The 19,379-nt window shown below is 59.5% G+C and carries 19 protein-coding genes; 6 read left to right on the top strand and 13 right to left on the bottom strand.

What is annotated here, in order from left to right:
• Positions 1-25: 25 nt before the first annotated feature.
• From HMPREF1546_RS03155 to HMPREF1546_RS03120, 8 genes are all read right to left on the bottom strand, one after another.
• Entirely contained in the window at positions 26-994 is a 969-nt protein-coding gene (locus HMPREF1546_RS03155) for a D-2-hydroxyacid dehydrogenase (RefSeq protein ID WP_021750299.1), read from the bottom strand.
• A gap of 67 nt (positions 995-1,061) precedes the next feature.
• Positions 1,062-2,114, bottom strand: a complete 1,053-nt coding sequence (locus HMPREF1546_RS03150) for an Ldh family oxidoreductase (RefSeq protein ID WP_021750298.1) — start codon at positions 2,112-2,114, stop codon at positions 1,062-1,064.
• Positions 2,115-2,129: 15 nt separating this feature from the next.
• Entirely contained in the window at positions 2,130-2,870 is a 741-nt protein-coding gene (locus HMPREF1546_RS03145) for an RraA family protein (protein ID WP_021750297.1), read from the bottom strand.
• A 1-nt stretch (position 2,871) separates the two neighbouring features.
• A complete protein-coding gene (locus HMPREF1546_RS03140) occupies positions 2,872-3,675 on the bottom strand; it encodes an HpcH/HpaI aldolase/citrate lyase family protein (RefSeq protein WP_021750296.1) in 804 nt (267 codons plus the stop codon).
• A gap of 99 nt (positions 3,676-3,774) precedes the next feature.
• Entirely contained in the window at positions 3,775-4,779 is a 1,005-nt protein-coding gene (locus HMPREF1546_RS03135; RefSeq protein WP_021750295.1) for a tripartite tricarboxylate transporter substrate binding protein, read from the bottom strand.
• Between the two features lie 60 nt (positions 4,780-4,839).
• The gene (locus tag HMPREF1546_RS03130; RefSeq protein ID WP_021750294.1) at positions 4,840-6,342 is read right to left on the bottom strand and encodes a tripartite tricarboxylate transporter permease; all 1,503 of its coding nucleotides are present in this window, start codon (positions 6,340-6,342) and stop codon (positions 4,840-4,842) included.
• Positions 6,343-6,356: 14 nt separating this feature from the next.
• The gene (locus HMPREF1546_RS03125) at positions 6,357-6,905 is read right to left on the bottom strand and encodes a tripartite tricarboxylate transporter TctB family protein (protein ID WP_021750293.1); all 549 of its coding nucleotides are present in this window, start codon (positions 6,903-6,905) and stop codon (positions 6,357-6,359) included.
• 23 nt (positions 6,906-6,928) lie between these two features.
• A complete protein-coding gene (locus HMPREF1546_RS03120; RefSeq protein WP_021750292.1) occupies positions 6,929-7,897 on the bottom strand; it encodes a hydroxyacid dehydrogenase in 969 nt (322 codons plus the stop codon).
• 320 nt (positions 7,898-8,217) lie between these two features.
• On the opposite strand from HMPREF1546_RS03120, the gene HMPREF1546_RS03115 reads away from it, so the two are divergent.
• Entirely contained in the window at positions 8,218-10,164 is a 1,947-nt protein-coding gene (locus tag HMPREF1546_RS03115; protein WP_021750291.1) for a sigma-54-dependent Fis family transcriptional regulator, read from the top strand.
• 395 nt (positions 10,165-10,559) lie between these two features.
• Here HMPREF1546_RS03115 and groL read toward each other — a convergent pair whose 3' ends face one another.
• Both groL and groES read right to left on the bottom strand, forming a co-directional pair.
• Positions 10,560-12,188: a chaperonin GroEL gene (gene groL, locus HMPREF1546_RS03110; protein WP_021750290.1), complete on the bottom strand. Its 1,629-nt coding sequence runs from the start codon at positions 12,186-12,188 to the stop codon at positions 10,560-10,562.
• A 162-nt stretch (positions 12,189-12,350) separates the two neighbouring features.
• Positions 12,351-12,635: a co-chaperone GroES gene (gene groES, locus HMPREF1546_RS03105; protein ID WP_025544992.1), complete on the bottom strand. Its 285-nt coding sequence runs from the start codon at positions 12,633-12,635 to the stop codon at positions 12,351-12,353.
• 686 nt (positions 12,636-13,321) lie between these two features.
• Between groES and HMPREF1546_RS18075 the strand changes: the two genes are divergently transcribed.
• From HMPREF1546_RS18075 to HMPREF1546_RS03095, 3 genes are read left to right on the top strand one after another with little or no spacing between them, the layout of a single operon-like run.
• Positions 13,322-13,555 (top strand): helix-turn-helix transcriptional regulator, encoded by a 234-nt coding sequence (locus HMPREF1546_RS18075; protein WP_021750286.1) that lies wholly within the window; start codon positions 13,322-13,324, stop codon positions 13,553-13,555.
• On the top strand, positions 13,539-13,754 hold the full coding sequence (locus tag HMPREF1546_RS03100) for a hypothetical protein (RefSeq protein WP_021750285.1): 216 nt from the start codon (positions 13,539-13,541) through the stop codon (positions 13,752-13,754). Before HMPREF1546_RS18075 ends, HMPREF1546_RS03100 begins: the two co-directional genes overlap by 17 nt.
• 2 nt (positions 13,755-13,756) lie before the next feature.
• Positions 13,757-14,173 (top strand): hypothetical protein, encoded by a 417-nt coding sequence (locus HMPREF1546_RS03095; RefSeq protein ID WP_021750284.1) that lies wholly within the window; start codon positions 13,757-13,759, stop codon positions 14,171-14,173.
• A gap of 139 nt (positions 14,174-14,312) precedes the next feature.
• Here HMPREF1546_RS03095 and HMPREF1546_RS03090 read toward each other — a convergent pair whose 3' ends face one another.
• The 3 genes from HMPREF1546_RS03090 to HMPREF1546_RS03080 form a co-directional block, all read right to left on the bottom strand.
• On the bottom strand, positions 14,313-15,296 hold the full coding sequence (locus tag HMPREF1546_RS03090) for a diacylglycerol kinase family protein (protein WP_021750283.1): 984 nt from the start codon (positions 15,294-15,296) through the stop codon (positions 14,313-14,315).
• An 81-nt stretch (positions 15,297-15,377) separates the two neighbouring features.
• Positions 15,378-16,514, bottom strand: coding sequence for a class I SAM-dependent RNA methyltransferase (locus HMPREF1546_RS03085; protein ID WP_021750282.1), 1,137 nt, complete (start codon positions 16,512-16,514; stop codon positions 15,378-15,380).
• A gap of 69 nt (positions 16,515-16,583) precedes the next feature.
• On the bottom strand, positions 16,584-17,096 hold the full coding sequence (locus HMPREF1546_RS03080) for a hypothetical protein (protein WP_021750281.1): 513 nt from the start codon (positions 17,094-17,096) through the stop codon (positions 16,584-16,586).
• A 302-nt stretch (positions 17,097-17,398) separates the two neighbouring features.
• On the opposite strand from HMPREF1546_RS03080, the gene HMPREF1546_RS18070 reads away from it, so the two are divergent.
• Together HMPREF1546_RS18070 and HMPREF1546_RS03070 are read left to right on the top strand one after the other, a co-directional pair.
• Positions 17,399-18,241 carry an NfeD family protein gene (locus tag HMPREF1546_RS18070; protein WP_160117445.1) on the top strand — a complete coding sequence of 281 codons (843 nt, stop codon included), beginning with the start codon at positions 17,399-17,401 and terminating at the stop codon, positions 18,239-18,241.
• A 5-nt stretch (positions 18,242-18,246) separates the two neighbouring features.
• Positions 18,247-19,194 carry an SPFH domain-containing protein gene (locus tag HMPREF1546_RS03070; RefSeq protein ID WP_025545683.1) on the top strand — a complete coding sequence of 316 codons (948 nt, stop codon included), beginning with the start codon at positions 18,247-18,249 and terminating at the stop codon, positions 19,192-19,194.
• The last annotated feature ends 185 nt before the right edge of the window (positions 19,195-19,379 follow it).

Raw genomic sequence — 19,379 nt, 5'->3', positions numbered from 1 at the left:
GGGCGGAAGGCCCGCCCCGGTCCGGTCACGGGTTGACCACGTTGATGGGGGCGCCCTGAAGGTAGGCCCGCACGTTGTCCACGGTGCAGTCCATGATGCGCTGGCGGCTCTCCCTGGGGGCCCAGGAGATATGTGGGGTGAGGATGCAGTTCTTGGCGGTCAGCAGGGGGTTGTCGCCCCGGATGGGCTCTGTGGACACCACATCCAGCCCGGCGGCCGCCACCTTGCCGGAGTTCAGGGCGTCCGCCAGGTCCTGCTCCACCACCATCTGGCCCCGGCTGTTATTGATGATGATGACCCCGTCCTTCATCTTGGCGATGTTCTCCCGGTTGATGATGCCGGTGTTGAAGGGGAACAGGGGCATTTGGAGGCCCAGAACGTCGGACCGGGCGAACAGTTCGTCCAGGGAGACGTACTCCACCCCCAGCTGCAGAGCTTCGTCCCGCTGGCGCATGTCGTAGGCGATGACATGCATCCCCAGGGCCGATGCGATGGCGGCAGTGTGGATGCCGATGTTCCCGCAGCCAAGCAGGCCGTATGTCTTTCCCGCCAGCTCGATCAGGGGGTAGTCCCAGTAGCACCAGTCCGGGCACTGTTCCCATTTCCCGCTCTTTACCGTATCATTATGATAACCGATGTGATGGCAGATTTCAAGCAGCAGGGCGATGGCAAACTGGCTGACGGAATGGGTGCCGTAGACCGGCACGTTGGAGACAGGGATGCCCTTCTCTTTTGCGCAGGCTATGTCCACCACGTTATAGCCGGTGGCCAGCATGGCGATGAAGCGCATGGAGGGACAGGCGTCCATCACTCGGCGGGAGATGGGGGTCTTGTTGGTGAGGACCACCTCCGCACCGCCGATCCGGGAGATGATCTCGTCCTCATCGGTGAGGCTGGTGCGGTCGTAAACCGTCAGGTCTCCCAGCTTCTCCAATTCTCCCCAGCTGAGATCGCCGGGGTTTTCCGTGTATCCGTCCAAAATGACGATGTGCATTTCATTCCTCCTGTCTGTGTGTCCCCCGGCCCGCAGGGGCCGGGGGACAGCCGATTCCACTGGAAAGTCAGCAGGATTGCAGCAGTTCCAGCGGGACGCCGTACCTGGCGGCCAGATCCGCGAAGTCCTGCTCAATGGCGGGGCTGATGTCGATACCCTCCCGCTCCGCCTGCCGGGTCAGATGGAACTCGATCTCCCCGGGGATCATGATCTCCCGGAAGCCCGGTGCCGTGGGGGCGGCCTTCAGCTCATCATACATGGCGTCGGTCCGGGCTTTGAAGGTTTCCAGATCCACGAATCTGCCGATGTCGATGGCGCCCATGAAGTACCCCACACCGGAGGGCTCCTTGGGATCCTCGAACATCCGGGGGATTTGGCGGCTGTTGTTGCCGCCGCAGAGGCAGCAGCAGATCACGTCGATAATCAGGGCCAGGGCGTAGCCTTTGGCGCCGCCCAGGGGTGTCAGGGCACCCTTGTTGGCTACAGCGGGGTCTGTGGTGGGGCTGCCGTCCGGAGCCAGGGCCCAGTTGTCGGGAATGGACTTGCCCTCCTTCAGGGCCAGAGCGATCTTGCCCTTGGCCACGGTACTGGTGGCCATGTCCAGCACCAGATCCGGGTACTTGCCGGAGGGCACCGCCACCGTCAGGGGATTGGTGCCCAACATGGCGGTGGCACCGCCGAAGGGAGCCACCAGGGCGGGGGAGTTGCAGATGTTGAAGCCGATCATGCCCTCTGCCGCGGCCTGCATGGCGTAGAAGCCGCCGAAGCCGTAGTGAGAGGCATGATTTACGGTGCAAAAGCTGACACCGTATTCCTTGGCTCGCCGGATGCACGCCTGCATGGCGGCAGTGCCGATGGTGGAGCCCATGCCGTTGTTTCCGTCCATAGAGAACACGGCACCACTGTCCATGGTGATGGTGGGCTGGGCGGTGGCGGAGGTGCACCCCCGCTCGATGCGGGTCACATAACCGCTCAGGCGGGTCATGCCGTGGGAGCGGACGCCCCGCATGTCGCTGAACAGCAGGTTCTTCAGCAGCGTCTCGGCGTCCTGGTGGGACATACCTGCCTTCTCCGCCACCTGAATGCCGAACTGCCGCAGGGATTCGACTGTGTATTTCATGGGAAAGACCTCTTTCTACAGATGTTCTTGCTTCGGCGCAATGGCCGCCCGGCGGCGCTGCATCTCGCCCCGCCAGGCCATGATCTCTTTAGCGGTGACCCTCTCACCCCGGGCGATAGCGGCTTGACAGGGCCCCTTCAAAGCTTCCTCGGCGTCCATGGCCCGGACGCAGGCCTCTGCCAGCTGCCCGGCGATCTCTTGGGGGATGACGATGGCGCCGTGGGCATCCGCATGGATCAGGTCGCCGGGGCGGACCGTCATGCCGCAGATGTCCACCGCTGTGCCGGCCTCTACCATGTGGATGTAGGCGTGGGAGATCAGCACCTCCTTGGAGAACAGGTAGAACCCGACCCTCTTTACTTCCTCGATGTCCCGGACGCCGCCGTCGGTGATGACGCCGATGCAGCCCAGGGCCCGGTGGACCGTGGCCTGTACGTCGCCCCAAAAGGAGCCCACCGGCACCCGGTCCAGGTCTTGAATGGCTGCCACCATAGGCAGGTCGAAGTCCTCATACTGGCGGTAATACGCCTCCATCACCGCGCTGTGGGCCGGCGTGGCCGGCTGCCGGGCGGAGATGACGCCGGTGCGGGCATAGCCCACCATGGGTTTGTCGCTCATGGCGGCGCGCATCCGAAGCTCCGGCCGGGTGAAGCCCTCGGTCCGGCCCCGGACACCAAAGCCCTCGATGGCGTTGCAGATGGTGGGGGTGTCAAACTGGGCCAGGGCGTCCAGCTGTTCCTGTGTCAGAAACGCCATCTCAGTACGCCCTTCCCAGCTGGTCCAGCACGGCGTGGGAGGTCTGCATCACGTTCTTGGCGCCGCTGACGATGTAGTTGAAGTCAAAGTTCATGCACATATAGTTGACACCACGGCGTATCCAGTCGGTGACGAACTTCTCGCTGCAGGCGCCGGAGACGCCGAAGAGCTTGCCGGTGCCGGCCAGGGCCTGGCCGATCTTGTCAAATTGCTCCTGCACCTCCGGGTCGTTAACGGTGTAGGTGCGCTCCGGGGTGTTCATGCTCATGGTGAAGTCGTTGGGTCCCACCACGAAGCCGCTGATGCCGGGGAGTTTGGCAATCTCCGGCAGGTCCTTTACCACGTCAATGTGCTCGATCTGTACAATGGTGAGGATATATTTGTCCGTGTCGGCCACATACGCATTCTTGTCCCAGATGCCGTAGTTGACTGCCCGGCGGGTGCCCATGCCCCGGATGCCGTCAGGGGGGTAGTGGGTGGCGGCGGCGGCCTGCTTGGCCTCTTCCAGCGAACAGACCATGGGCACCACGATGCCGTCCGCCCCCATGTCCAGGATGGCCTTGATGATGACGGGATCGTTCCAGGGCACCCGGACGATGCCGGCGGCGCCGGCGGCCCGGCAGGCCATCAGATGGTTCTGGATATCCTTGCGGTCGATGGCGCTGTGTTCGCCGTCGATCCAGATGAAGTCGAAGCCGCAGCCGGCGATCATCTCGGTGACGAAGGGGCTGTCAAAGCCCACGTGGGACCCGATGGCCAGCTTGCCGGCGGCCACTTTGTCGGTGATCTTGTGCGCATTATACATGGGAAATTCCTCCTTTAGTAATACATGAGGGCAAAAAGACGGCAGGTCCGGCCGGTCACCAGCCAGACCTGCCGCTGTGAGGACGCTGGTCAATGGAGATTACTTGAAGTAGTCGGCATAGGCCATCATCTTCTCGTTCTCTTCCTGAATGTAGGCAATAGACTCCTCGGTGTCGAGGAAATAGGGAGTCTGGTTGTAGGCGGTCTTGATCTCCTCGGCATACTCCGGCATCTCAGAGATTTCTTTGAACGCTTGGGCAAATTTCTGGCAGATGGCAGGATCGGTCCCCTTGGGGAACATGACATAGTACATCAGATCGTAGGAGAGATTCACACCCTGTTCCAGACAGGTGGGCACGTCGGGCAGGTAGTCCAGCCGCTCGGAGGTCGTGACTGCCAGATACTTAAAATCACCGGAGGTCACATAATCCTGAACGGTTCCGATGGGATTGATAATAACATCCAACTGGCCGCCCAGAAGATTCGCAACACGTTCTGCAGAGGATGAGGCATTGACGATATTCAGCTGCGCATCTTCCTCCACATTCAGTACGACGGATGCCCAGTGAGAGGTGGCTCCAGTGTTGGCGGCGATTTTTACGGTCTGGGGATTGGCCTGGGAATATGCAATCAGCTCCTCCATGGTGTCATAAGGGGCGTCAGCCCGCACGACCACGGCCTCGCCGGAACTCTTTCCCACCACAGCCACGGTCTCAAATGCCTCGGAACCGTAGTCGGCAATGCCGGTGGCCTGGTTGATATTCAGGCAGGTGTGATAAAACAGGCAGGTATAACCGTCGGGAGAGGCGTTCTTGACTTCCTCGGAACCCAGCGCTCCGCCATTGCCGGTGATATTAGTGACGACTACGGTCTCACCCAACACATCCTCCAGATATTTTGCATATGTGCGGGCATTAAAGTCAGTGTCGCCCCCGGCGCCCATGGGAACGATCATGTTGATGGATTTGGTGGGCCAGTCAGTGCCGCCATCCTCCGAAGAGGCGTCATCGGCCGGGGTATCCGGGCTGTTGCCGCAGCCAGCCAGCAGGCTGCACATCATTACGGTTGCACAAAACAGAGAGAACAATTTCTTCCAGGTTTTCATGTTGAATCTTCCTTTCTTGTCATGTTTAACAGCGTCTGCTGTGGTGCACGGTTGGATTCCTCAGGCAGTTGCCTTTTTACGGTCATTTAGCTGCTTGCGAATCGTCAGAACGATGGAGATGGCAGCCGCCACCAGGAACACGCAGGAAATGGGGGATGTCACAAATGTAGAGATGTCACCGTTAGAATACATCAGCGCCCGGCGCAGGTTGGTCTCAATGGTCTCTCCCAGCACAAAGCTCATAATCATAGGAGCCAGAGGAATGTCGAATTTGCTCATGGCATAGCCTACCAGACCGAAGAAAATGATGGACCAGCAGTCGAACAGCCGGTTATTGAGTGCGAAGGCACCGACTACGCACAACACGATGATAATGGGCATCAAATAGTATTTGGGCACCTTTAAAACCTTTGCAAACAGCCGCAGGCCAAACATCTGGACAAGGATCATCAGAATGGAGGCAACCACCATGGCGGCAAACACGCCGTATACCACATCGGGGTGGGTGGTGAACAGCAGGGGACCGGGCTGGACACCGTGGACGATCAGACCACCAAGCAGCATAGCCGTAGCTGCATCACCCGGAATGCCCAAGGTGAGCAAAGGAATCATGGCCCCGCCGATGGTGGCGTTATTGGCGGACTCGGAGGCGACTACGCCGTCAATAATGCCGGTTCCAAATTTCTCCGGGGTTTTGGATTTGTTTTTAATCACTGTGTATGCCAACAGATTGGATGTGGCACCACCGATGCCGGGCAAAACACCAATGCCGGTGCCAATCAGCGCGGAAATCAGGAAATTCCATTTCTGGCTCAAAAATTCTTTTAGGGTGAAGCCGAATCCCTTGCCGGAGAACTGCATCACTTGGCCGGAGCCAGCAGCGAGAGCCTTTTTGTTCGCGGCAGTGCTGAGGATTTCTGAAATGGCATAGAGGCCCACCAGCACGGTCAGAATGTCGAAGCCTCCGCGGAGACCGGAAAAGCCGAAGGTATAACGGCTGACGGCATCAATTGGGGCTGCGCCTACGGTGATGAACATAATGCCTAGAGCCGCAGAGATCAGCCCCTTAATCAGAGATTTCCCTGCCAAGCTGGCAATCAGGGTCAGGGCGAATACCGAAACAGAGAAATACTCCGCAGGCCCGAATTTTAGAGCGAAATTAGCAATGATTGGGGAGACAAATACGAGGATCAGAATGCCGAAAATCGTGCCCAGAAAAGAGAACACCGTGCCCACACCCAGAGCCTTGTAGGCCTGCCCTTTTCTGGCCAGCGGAGTTCCGTCAAAACAGGTGGCCACAGAGGCCGGTGTGCCGGGAATGTTGATCAGGATGGCTGCAATCAGACCACCGGACACGGCACCAATATAAATTGCCATCAGCAGCGCCATGCCTTTGATGGGCCCAAGACTGTATGTAACCGGCAGAAACAGCGCAATGCCGGTCACTGCGGTCAGACCGGGAACGGAGCCGAAAATAATGCCCACAATGACACCGAGAATCATCAACGCCAGCGTATCCGGTGTTGCGATTGCTGCGATGCCGTCGATAAAAAGATCTAACATGTGATGTCCTCCTCTTATCCGAGAATACCGGCCGGCAGGACCATATCCAGACCGTACACAAACAGGTAATAGACACCGATGGCCACGATAACAGAGAGGATGACAATCACAGGCAGTTTCCGCTTCTGCTTCGGTGTCAGCAGCATCATCGTGGCAAACAGGAACAGGGCCGAGGAGATGAGAAAGCCCAGCACAGACATCAACGCCATGTACACAATCAGAATCGCGAATATGGCAATCAGTGCCTTGGTGTCGGCGTTGCGGTTGGCAGCGTCATCGTCCCAGTCCTCCACCTTGAACGTGCCGTCTTCCTCTGTCGGCTTCGCAGAGGGAGCTGCAGGGGGCGGGTTTTTGCCGGCCCTCAAAGAAAAGACCAGCTGCAAAACACTGAGAACAGTCATTAGAGCGCCGATCACCTTGGGAACAAAAGAGGAATCCACCACGGAGGAGCCGCCATAGGCGTCATAGCTGGGAATTGTAAAAGCCAGCGCGAAGTACGCGACACCTACTATCAGAAAAATTACGCCAACCAGAAGCTCTTTGTTGCGAATCGTTTTTTTCATCCACTCTCACCTCTGAAATCGCATCATGTTCTCGGCTCCTTGGGCACCACCACGGGCCAGGAAGGCTGGCGGCCGGAGAGCACTTCGTCGATGCCCATAGCGGCGTGGAGGCCCATGCGGTCCGTGGTCTCCAGCGTCAGAGCCGCGTTGTGGGGCGTGACCGTCACGTTGGGCAGCTGGAAGAGCGGATCGTCCGGGCTGGGGGGTTCGGTTTGGAACACGTCCAGCCCCGCGCCGGCAATGGCGCCGTTCTGCAGGGCCTCCGCCAGATCCGCCTCCCGGATCAGGTCGCCCCGGGCCGCGTTGATCAGATAGGCCGTGGGCTTCATCATCCCGATCAAACGGCGGTCCACGCTGTTGCGGGTCTCCGGGGTGGAGGGCATGTGGATGGAGACGATGTCGCTGCCGGCGAAGATCTCCTCCATGGTCTCACGGCGGCCCACCTCCGGGTCCCAGCGGTCTGCAGGAAGGAAGGGATCATAGCCGATCACCTCCATGCCGAAGCCGTTGATGGCCTTCTTCGCCACCATGTGGCCGATCTTGCCCAGGCCCAGCAGCCCCAGGGTCTTTCCCTCCAGATCCATGCCCTTGACCCGGTTGCGGATGTCGTAGTCGCCGCGTCTGGCCGCCCGGTCAAAGAAGACCAGCTTCTTGGCGCAGGCCAGGATCAGCATCATGGTGTGCTCCGCCACCGCCACGGTATTGCTCAGGGGACCGTTGGTGACCCAGATGTTCAGCTCCCTAGCCGCGTCCAGGTCGATCTTATCCAGCCCCACCCCGTGCTTGCTGATGACCTTCAGGCGGGGGGCGGCCTCCATGATGGCACGGGTGATATGCTCATTCCGGGCCAGCAGGGCATCACAGTCTGCCACATCCTCCAAAATCGTCTGCTCGTCTGTCCCACGGCCCATTTTTATGGTATAGCCCTTTTCGGCGAGATAGTCTTTTCCGGGCTGAGAAATGTCCGAAGGGATCAGAACTTTCTTTTCCATTCTTGTCACGTCCTCTCTGTTGGTTGTTCGCCTTATTATAAAGCAATCTCTGTGCCAATTTTGGAAAAATCAATGTTTTTGGATGCCACAAAATTTTTGCTGAAACTCCGTTGAGCGGTTTTTCAGATTTTCACAAAAGTGTCTCCAAAATTTTGCAGCCTCAATTGGTTGTTTTCACCGGAGAGTGTTTTATTCGTTCAAAATAGTGTTTTAACTGTTCTAAATCGTCTCAAATAGAACAGACGGCGGCTTGACGTAAAAAGCGGCTTTTGCTATGATGGGCAAAGAAGCACACCGATTTTTGGGAACAGGAGGCTGCTATGGTTCGGATTGCCATCGTCATTCCCTACGCCAGCATGGCAAATCTCGCCTGGGACGTGTTCCAGGAGCACACGGAGCAGATGCGCCTGCAGGCTCTGGACGCCACGGAGTACTCACTGGACATCCTGGTGGCGTCCACGACCCAGGAGCTGCTGCCCCAGTGGCCGGACTGCGACGCCATGATCGCCCGGGGCGCCACCTATCTGGACTTGTGCCGCCGTTCCCTCTCTATCCCGGTGATCGAGCTGATTATCAACGGAACGGACATTGTCAATACTCTATTGCAGCTGCGGCAGAAGTACGGCCCTGTTCCGGCCGCCATCCTGGGAACCCAGAACATGATCCTGGGCGTGGAGAAGCTGGCCCGCCAGCTGGGTGTGGACGTGACGCCGTACTGTTTTCAGGAGAACAGCCTGCTGGAGATCCGCCGTTGTGTGGAGCAGGCAGCCAGAGACGGGAAGCGGGTCATCATCGGCGGCGGCACCGGCTGCCGCCTGGCGGAGGAGATCGGACTGACCTCCATGCTCATTACCTCCGGCCGGGAGGCATTCTGGAACGCCATCTCGGAGGCCAAGCAGCAGGCCAAGATCAGTCAGGTGGAACGGGAGAAGGCCCTGAGCTTCCAAACCATGCTGGACAACGCCTATGAGGGGCTGGTGGTCATCGACCGCAATCAACAGATCTCCTTTTTGAACACAGCTGCCATCCAGATTTTGCAGCTCTCCCGCCGGGAACAGTATCTGGGAAAGCCGGCATCCTCCGTGTTCTCCACCCCGGCGTTGAGCCGCATCGTGTCCGCGACGGAGAACACGGACGAGATTATCGCTTACAAAAACACCCACCTGTCCGTCAAAACGAAAAACATGATGATGCACGGCCTCCGGGCTGGAACTGTGGTTTCCCTGCTGAACGCCGCGCAGATCCAGACCACGGAGGACCAGCTGCGCAAAAAGCTCCACTACAAGGGACACAAGGCCAAGTACACCTTCGGGGACATCATCACCCGCAGCCCGCGGATGATAGCCTGTATCCAGGAGGCCAAGGCCTTTGCCCAGACGGACTCCAACATCGTGGTGGTGGGGGAGACCGGTACCGGAAAGGAGCTGTTGAGCCAGAGCATCCACGCCTGGAGCCGTCGGTCACAGAACAACTTCGTAGCCATCAACTGCGCCGCCCTGCCGGAGAACCTGCTGGAGAGCGAGCTGTTCGGCTATGTGGAGGGCGCCTTCACCGGCGCCACCAGGGGCGGTAAGCCGGGCCTGTTTGAGATCGCCCACAACGGCACCATCTTTTTGGACGAGATCTCGGAGATCCCCCTGGGACTTCAGGGGCGGCTGCTGCGGGTCCTGCAGGAGCGGGAGATCATGCGGCTGGGGGACAGTCAGGTGACTCCCATCAATATCCGGGTGATCGCGGCCACCAACAAGAACCTGGAGTCGCTGGTCCGGGCAGGTAAATTCCGCAGCGATCTCTATTACCGCCTGTATGTCCTGCAGCTGAACCTGCCCCCGCTGCGGGAGCGGCAGGAGGACATCCCGCTGCTGACGCAGAGCTTCCTTCGGAACTTCCAGGCTCGGGAGGGCGACGGCTGTCCGCTGGAACTGAGCGATGGCGACTGCCGTCTGCTGCAGAGCTGCCCCTGGAGGGGAAACATCCGGGAGCTGCAGAATTTCTGTGAGCGGCTGGCGGTGCTTTACCGGCCTGGCATCGCTGTATCTGGCCTGATCGCCCATCTGCTGGAGAGTGCCGCCTCTCCCGAGACGCCGCCCCCGTGCCCGCCGCTGATGCCGAAGGCCGCCCATACCAGGATCGACCTGTCCTATGAGGAGTTGCTGGCCGTTCTTCAGGAATGCGGCGGGAACCGGACGCAGACGGCGGCAAAACTGGGGATCAGCCGGGGGACACTGTGGCGGCTGCTGAAGAAGTATCAGGTCGGACAGACATGAGCAGAGGCATAGCCCATGACGCATGCCGACTGCGGTTTCCAGAGTATGGGCAGGGGAGGGCAACGCTGATGGACCCCAGCGTACGAGAAAAAGCCCTGTGGCTGTAAAGCCAAAGGGCTTAATGGTTGCTGGTACTCAGTATGTGCAGCATCTGTGCCGCTGGTGGAAGCGGGGCGCCGCTGCAAAGCCTGTCACCCCCACTTTCCTGCCATCACAAGCTTCGTATCCTGTATTCCGGCGTTATAGCCGGAACGCAAGCGCTTCCCGACTCCGGCTCACCCCGCTCGAAGGCGCAGTGGAGGACTCAATGCTTGATGCTTGTGCTCCGCCGACAAGCCGAGTCTCCACGAGAAAAGCCCCCTGGCTTTCGCCAGGGGGCTTGATGTTTTTTGCACTTAGTACATGCCGCCCATCTCGCCGCCGGCGGGGGCAGCGGGAGCGGGGGGCTCGGGCTTATCGGCCACCAGAGACTCGGTGGTCAGCACCATGGCGGAGACGCTGGCGGCGTTCTCCAGGGCGCTGCGGGTCACCTTGGCGGGATCGATGATGCCGGCGGAGACCATGTCGCAGTACTCTTCCTTGTAGGCATCAAAGCCGTAGCCGGTCTTGCCGGAGGTGCGGACCTTCTCCAGGATCACGGAGCCATCCAGGCCGGCGTTGGCAGCGATCTGACGGATGGGAGCCTCCAGGGCCTTGGCCACGATGCGGACACCGGTCTTTTCGTCGCCCTCCACGCTGGAAAGCAGAGCCTCCACGGCGGGGATCACGTTCACGAAGATGGTGCCGCCGCCGGCCACAACGCCTTCCTCAACAGCGGCGCGGGTGGCGTTCAGGGCGTCCTCGATGCGGAGCTTCTTCTCCTTCATCTCGGTCTCGGTGGCAGCGCCGACCTTGATGACGGCCACGCCGCCAGCCAGCTTAGCCAGCCGCTCCTGCAGCTTCTCCTTGTCATAGTCGCTGGTGGTGGTGGAGATCTGCGTGCGGATCTGGCCCACGCGATCCTTGATGGTCTGGCTGTCGCCGGCGCCGTCCACGATGGTGGTGTTCTCCTTGGTGACCTTCACCTGGCGGGCGCGGCCCAGCATATCCATGGTGGCGCTCTTCAGCTCCAGACCGACCTCCTCGGAAATCACGGTGCCGCCGGTCAGAATGGCGATATCCTGCAGCATCTCCTTGCGGCGGTCGCCAAAGCCGGGAGCCTTGACGCACACCACGTTCAGGGTGCCGCGCAGACGGTTCACGATCAGGGTGGACAGGGCCTCGCCCTCCACGTCCTCCGCGATGATCAGCAGCTTCTTGCCGGACTGGACGATCTGCTCCAGGATGGGCAGGATGTCAGCGATGACGGAGATCTTCTTGTCGGTAATCAGGATATAGGGATCGTCCAGGTTGGCCTCCATCTTCTCCATGTCGGTGGCCATGTAGGGGGTGATATAGCCCCGGTCAAACTGCATGCCCTCCACGACCTCGGAATAGGTGTCGGCGGTCTTGGACTCCTCGATGGTGATGACGCCGTCGGCAGAGACCTTCTCCATGGCGTCGGCGATCAGCTTGCCGATCTCCTCGTCGCCGGAGGACACAGCACCGACACGGGCGATGTCCTTGGAGCCGTCCACGGTCTTGGCCTGCTTCTTGACCTCGGCCACCGCGGCTTCCACGGCCTTGGCCATGCCCTTCTTCACCACGATGGGATTGGCACCGGCGGCCAGATTCTTCAGACCCTCATGGATCATGGCCTGGGCCAGCAGGGTGGCGGTGGTGGTACCGTCGCCGGCCACGTCGTTGGTCTTGGTGGAGACCTCCTTCACCAGCTGGGCGCCCATGTTCTCAAAGGGATCGTCCAGTTCGATCTCCTTGGCGATGGTCACGCCGTCATTGGTGATGAGGGGAGCGCCGTACTTCTTGTCCAGAACCACGTTCCGGCCCTTGGGACCCAGGGTGATCTTGACAGTATCGGCCAGAGAGTTGACGCCGGCTTCCAGGGCCTTCCGGGCCTCGTCGCCGCGCTTGATGAGCTTAGACATAGTAATCAAACCTCCTGTAATAGAGCTTCATGTTTCATAAATTAGGGATGGGGAGTTAGGAATTGGGAATTTTGGCGTCCGGCAGAGCCAAACGATTTGAAATTGGCCGTTGCAGGCGGTTCCACAATTTCCGATTCCTGATTGCAAGCGGGAGCGGGAGATTTATTCCACGATCGCCAGAATGTCGTTCTGACGGACAACCACGTACTCCACGTCCTCCAGGGTGACCTTGGTGCCGGCGTACTGGCTGGTGATGACCTTGTCGCCGGGCTTCACGGTCATGACAACGTCCTTGCCGTCCACGTTGCCGCCGGGACCCACGGAGATGACTTCCGCCACGGAGGGCTTCTCCTTGGCGCTGCCGGTGAGGATAATGCCGCCCTTGGTGGTCTCCTCGGTCTCCACCATCTTCAGAATGACACGGTCTGCGAGCGGAGTGAGTTTCATAATGGGGTTCCTCCTTATAGAAATAAAAATTTGAAAAACAAGTTCAGCGTTAGCACTCATATCATTCGAGTGCTAACGCTGCTATCATAGCGCAATGTTTTCCATTTGTAAAGGGGGTATCTATGAAGAATTTGTGAATTCCGAAAAAATCTCCCTCTCAGAAGGGGAGCGCATGGGAGCCGTCCTGCTGGACAGGAGAATTCAACTGTCATGACCAGCTTTCTGCCCAAACGGCTGCCTCAGGCGGACTGACGGCTTCACATCTCGCTGTGCCGCATGAAACAGCTCTGCTTGGGGTTACGCATTCTTCACGGATACGATTTTCACCGGCGCAAATACTGCACAATTCACGGGAAAAAGTTTCCAAATATGAAGAAATTTTTGATTTTTATCAAGTGTTCCGTATAATACGAGGTTTCTTTATATGCTGTTGTTGCGGGTTATCCCATACCTCCCTGAAAAATTTTTCAACACAGCATCCGGCCTCGGTCAATGGTCGAGATGAACGGCAAGCCGCCATGGACAGGAGCGGAGGCTGACGCGCCTTTAATGCAATATTTTTATGGCTTTTTCACTGTTCAATAGGAAGTAAGCTTCTTAAAATTTCTCTTGACATTTTCGCTACCCTAATTTAATATGAAGTCAGCTTCCTAAGAAGTTAACTTCCTATTTGAGGAGTGAGGAGCGTGAAAACGATTATCAAGGATTTGCGAACTGCCGCAGGATTGACGCAGCAGCAGCTTGCGAACCGGGTTCGTGTGACAGTAAGAACGATCAATTCCATAGAAAGAGGCGAATACAATCCATCGCTTGTTCTGGCCTACAAGATCGCACAGGTATTTCATACGACCGTTGAAGAGTTGTGCTGCTTGAAAGAAAATGTAGAATGTGAGGAAAATCAGGATGAAGATCACAAATAAGAAAATGTTTATCCGGGGGATTTTATTATTACTGCTTGCCGTTGGTATTGGAATATCAAGATTTTGTATATTTACCGAGGCTACGCATGGTATTCCAAAGGCGGTTATCGGCATAGGTATCTGCTTACTTGCAGCTTTTTATCACATGGTAATGGCCCTGCATATTGACGGCGAGGACGAGGGAGCGGAGGAAAAATAACTATGCAATTATTTGGCGGAAAGGGTAAGATGCTGGGCCTGCTCTTGGTATTGGCTGCCTTCGGCAGCTTTTATCTGGGTGATATTACCGCGTTCACAACCTCGCAAAAAGCTATCGCAGGGGTTGCTCTCTTTATTATTGTTCTGCTGGTCGGTATTTCCCTTCTGAAACCTAAAAAAACGGAAGAGGATATGATTGCGGAGCAGGATGAGAGAAATCAGTATATCGAATTGAAATGCGCTGAAAAAGCATTTCGGGTCGCACTGTACGCTTCATTTATGACCATTATAGCCGGCATGATTGCCTTTGGCCTGACAAGGGAATATGCCTTTATCTGGTTGGTTATGGGGGGAATTGTGCCTTACGGAACATCAAGAATTGCCTATATCGTTTCTGCATTCCGATACGACAAGCCATAAATGGAAGCAGGAAAGCACTGAATGAAAAATTAAGAGGCCAGGACACCTCCTTCGGGTGTGTCCTGGCCTCTATTTATCAATTATTCTAGTTGACTATTATACCGTGCCGAGGCGCAGCGGTTGAATGATCGTAGGATGCCTATAATAGCAGAAAAGCTGTGGAATATCGACGCTTCCTTGGCTTTCGGTCAAATCCTGCCGTGGCATTGGGACTGCACCCCTTCGGCCCGAAGAAGTTCACCCGCTTCTCCGCGAGTACCAGCCGCACCTCCCGGCTCCGGAGGCTCTCCCCGTCCAGACAGGTGACGATGTCCGCCTCCCCGGGGCTGGCGGTGATCACCACCTGCCGGGACGTCACCATTCGGGCGATGTGGGGAAATTTCCAATACTCCCCGGCGGAGTAGGCCGGGAACAACCGGGCGAAGGTGCGCTTCGGCACGTTTTTCACCAGGATGGTCTCCAGCACTCCGTCGTCCATCCGGGCCTCCGGCACCGGCATGGAGCCGCCGCCGTAGTACCGGCCGTTGCACATGGACACCAGAGCGAAGTCATCCTCCAGGACCTCCCCGTCCAGCTCCACCCGCCACCGGCGGCCGATGGGCTTGAAGAGAGAATTCACCGCCACGGACAGCAGGTAACTCCCCCGGCCGGAGAGGCCCGGCACATTTCCGTACCGGTGGACGGTGTCGGCAATGCGGGCGTCAATGCCGCTGCAGGCGATGGTGAGGCACAGGCGGCCGTTGCAGTCGATGAGATCCAGGGGGAATTCCGGCCCGTCCCACAGATGTTCCGGGTCGGAGAATTTTGCAGCGTCCGGGCCGAAGTTCTTCAGAAAGTCGTTGCCTGTGCCGGCGGGGATTACCGTCATGGCGGCGTTGGGAAACCCGGCGATGCCGTTGGCCGCCTCGTGGACGGTGCCGTCCCCGCCGCAGGCGTAGATGCGCACCGGCTCCCCGGTCTCTGCCAAGGCGCGGGAGAGGACCTCCGCTCCGCCGGGGCGGTCCGTCAGCAGGCACCGGCAGTCCAGATTGTGGGCCGCGGCCAGACGGTCCGCCAGGGCGCGGATGCGGGCAGTCTGGTCCTGCTTCCCGGCATGGGGGTTGATCAAAAAGACATGGCGCATGACAGGCCCCCCTTGGCGAAATATGAGATAAGAGTGAAGAGATGAAAGATGAGGACTGTCAGCGGCGATCTCTCCTGTCTTTTAACCTTTGTCTGGCTCTGTCTTTGCGCCTCCGTGGTAGAAGAAGGCGTCGCATTTGAGCATGCCGTTGTAGAGCTTGCGTTTCTTCTCCGCGCTGCGGCCGAAGGCGCGCTCAAACTCTGTGTGGGAGGAGAGCACCAGCACGCGCCAGCCCGCCGGCAATGTCCGGGCAGCTTTGCCGAAGGAGCGGTACAGGGCCTCCGCCTCTCTCTTTTCCAGCAGCCGCTCACCGTAGGGCGGATTGGTCACCAGCTGGCCGTAGTCGCTGTCCCGGTGGAACTTTCCGGCATCCGCCACCTCGAAGCGCACGCAGTCGTCCACCCCCGCCAGCTCCGCGTTGTGGCGGCTCAACTCCACCGCACTGGGGTCGATGTCCCCGCCCCAGATGTCGTACTGGCCGTGGAATTCTTGATCCATGGCCTCTTCGGCCGCGTCCAGCCACAGCTTGGCGGGGAGGCTCTGCCACTTTTGGGCGGCAAAGCGCCGGTCCAGGCCTGGGGCCCGGTTTTTGGCGATCAGCGCCGCCTCGATGGGAATGGTGCCGCTGCCGCAGAAGGGGTCGCAGAACGGATCCCTCCCCCGGTAGCGGGAGAGCAGCACCAGGGCGGCGGCCAGCGTCTCCCGCAGGGGGGCGCCGTTGTTGTGGGCCCGGTAGCCCCGCTTGTAGAGTCCGTCGCCGGAGGTGTCCAGGTACACGGCTGCGGTGTCCTTGATGAGGGCGAACTGGATCTGATAGCGGTCCCCGGTCTCCGGCAGGGTCTCGCAGCCGTAGGCCTGGCCAAGCCGCTTGGCAGCGGCCTTTTTCACAATGGCCTGGCAGGCGGGGACGGAGTGGAGCTGGGAGGAGATGGAGTAGCCCTTCACCGGGAACTCCCCGTCCCGGGGGATGCAATCCTCCCAGGGGATGGCGGCCACGCCCTGAAACAGCGCCTCGAAGTCCGGGGCCGGGAAGCTGGCCAGCTCCACCAGCACCCGCGCGCCGCAGCGCAGGTTGATGTTCAGCCGGGGGATGTCCGCCGGGCCGCCGTCGCAGTGGACCCGGCCGTTTTCGGCCCGGACGTTTTTCAGGTCCAGCCGCCGCAGCTCGTCGGCCACCAGGGCCTCCAGCCCGAAGAGGCAGGGAATGGTGTATTTCATGGGGGTTCCTCCTTGGCGGGGCATACAGATGCCCGTGGATTTTCATTGGAGCCGGTGGAAGAGAGGCTCTCAGGGGGCGGCGTGGCCCAGCGTTCTGCGCTCCACGCGAATGGTGTAGACCTCCGACCCGTCGGCGCTGCCATGGCATCCCGGTACCGTGGAAGTCGCCACATTCCAACCCATCTGGCGGCGCATGTCGTTGGCGAACTTTTTGATGTTCTGCTTGCTCAGCGTACAGCCGCAGCGGAAGACAACATTCACATTCGCATAGCGGGATGTTCCGTCATCCATCGGGCTGAGCGTCCACGCCAGATCGTGGACATGGGGGTCCGGCCGCTCCACGCCAAAAGCGTCTGCAAATGCATTCAGATCGTCAATCTCGAAGAGGTCGCTGCTGTATTCCCCGGGCCAGACGGCATAGAGCCGGATCTCTCCGGCAGCGGCCCGGCGGTAGGCCTCTGCGGCAGAGGAGAAATCGTGGCCCACCTGCGTGAGACTGCCCGCAGCATCCAGAGACAGGTAGCAGACCAGGCTGCCTCTGTATGGAAAGGGATTGGCCTTCGCACTTCTTGGCTGACGCATGGAACATCCTCCTTGCTGCCTCCGCCTCAGCGGGGCGTTTTTCCTATTATAATGCAGACTGCGGAAAATGTCGAGATGCCCGCCGGCTCTTGCCGCAACTGCCGCCGGCGGGCCGGGAGGTTTTGTAACCAAAATGAAATGGTATTTGCAAAATGGGCATGATACAATAACGATAAACGCCGCCGGAGCCGCACTTCCCGGACGGAAACCTGAAGTTGCACGGGATTTTGCCGGATGCAAAGCAGAGTTGGTGGAAACGGCGGGGCGGTTCTGCTAAAATGACAGACAGAGAGGAGAGGCGTATGGCATTTGGAGAGCGGTTGCAGGAGCTCCGCCGGGCCCGGGGCATGACCCAGGAGGACTTTGCGGCCCAGCTGAAGGTCTCCCGGCAGGCGGTGAGCAAGTGGGAGTCCTGCCGGGGATACCCGGAGCTTGAGAAGATCATCTATATCTGCAACCGCTACGGCGTCACCATGAATGACCTGTTCTGCGAGGAGGTCCCCCTGGGCGGCCAAGAGACGCCGGCGGCGCCGGAGCGGATGGAGTCCCGGACACTGAAAACGGCGCTGGGAGATTTTGTGAGCAACCTGTCCCCGGCCAACAAATGGGCCGGAGTGGGGGGGCTGGCGGCAGTGACTGCCCTGGTGGCCCTGTGTATGCTGTATTTGAAAGGAGGCGGAGACAGCGAAATGACGGCATTGTGGATTGCGGCCATCGTGGTCTTTGGCGTGGTGGAGGCGGTGACCGCCGGGCTGGTCTCCATCTGGTTCGTGCCCGGCGCCGTGGCGGGTCTGATCGCCGCCATGGCGGGGGCGGGGCTCCTGATCCAGCTGGTGCTGTTCCTGGCGGTGTCGGCGGCGGCCCTGGCGGCCACCCGGCCCCTGGTGAAAAAGCTCTCCGCCGGGCGGGCTGTGCCTACTAACGCGGACCGGGTGCTGGGCCGCACCGCCAGAGTCACGGAGACCATCGACAACGACAGCGCCTCCGGCGCCGTCTATGTGGACGGCAAGACCTGGACCGCCCGCAGCGCCGACGGATCGGTGCTCCCGGCGGGCAGCCGGGTGGAGATCCGGCGGATGGAGGGTGTGAAGCTCATTGTGGAAGCGGCGCAGAAAGCGCCTGATAAAAAAGAGGAGGTTGTGTGAATATGATGGATGTGCTCAAGTGGGTTCCGCTGTTGATCCTGGTGGTGCTGATCCTGATCCTGCTGATCGGGAACATCGTCATCGTCCAGCAGTCCAAGGCCTATGTGGTGGAGCGGCTGGGAGCGTTCCGGACCGTGTGGGGCGTGGGACTGCACCTGAAGGTGCCCTTTGTGGAGCGGGTGGCCAAGAAGGTGTCCCTGAAGGAGCAGGTGGCGGATTTCGCGCCCCAACCCGTCATCACCAAGGACAATGTCACCATGCAGATCGATACGGTGATCTACTTCCAGATCACGGACCCGAAGCTGTATACCTACGGCGTGGAACGGCCCATGAACGCCATTGAGAACCTGACCGCCACCACCCTGCGGAACATCATCGGCGAGATGGAACTGGACCAGTCCCTGACAAGCCGGGACACCATCAACGCCAAGATGCGCGCCATTCTGGACGAGGCCACGGACCCCTGGGGCATCAAAGTCAACCGGGTGGAGCTGAAAAACATTATCCCGCCCAAGGAGATCCAGAACGCCATGGAGAAGCAGATGAAGGCGGAGCGGGAGCGCCGGGAGTCCATCCTCCAGGCGGAGGGGCAGAAGCAGTCCCAGATCCTGGTAGCGGAGGGCGAGAAGCAGTCCCTGATTCTCAAGGCGGATGCCGCCAAGCAGGCCGCCATCCTGAAGGCCGAGGGCGAGAAGGAGGCCCGCATCATGGCCGCCGAGGCGGAGGCCCAGGCCATCATGCAGGTGCAGACCGCCCTGGCGGACTCCCTGAAGCTGCTGAATGCCGCCGCCCCCAATGACCAGGTGGTGAAGCTGAAGGCTCTGGAAGCCATGCAGAAGGTGGCGGACGGCAAGGCCACCAAGATCATCATTCCCAGTGAGCTCCAGGGGCTGGCAGGACTCGCTGCCAGCGCCAAGACGGTGTTCGACACAGAGGACCCCAAGGGGGAGTGAGGGAAAAGCAGTACAGGCGCACAGCTTTTGCTGTGCGCCTGTATTTTGCAAATTGGGCAGAGGGCGCAGCCCTTCATGTCCATTGCCGGGACGATGGGAGCCGGTGCCGGAAGAGCGTATTCCCATGATCCCATACAGACCCGCGCCGTAAGGGCTTCGGTCGGGACCTGCTGCGGCCGGGAGGG

Source organism: Oscillibacter sp. KLE 1745 (assembly GCF_000469445.2).
Classification (GTDB): domain Bacteria; phylum Bacillota; class Clostridia; order Oscillospirales; family Oscillospiraceae; genus Oscillibacter; species Oscillibacter welbionis.
This window is presented reverse-complemented; position numbering and strand designations above follow the sequence as displayed.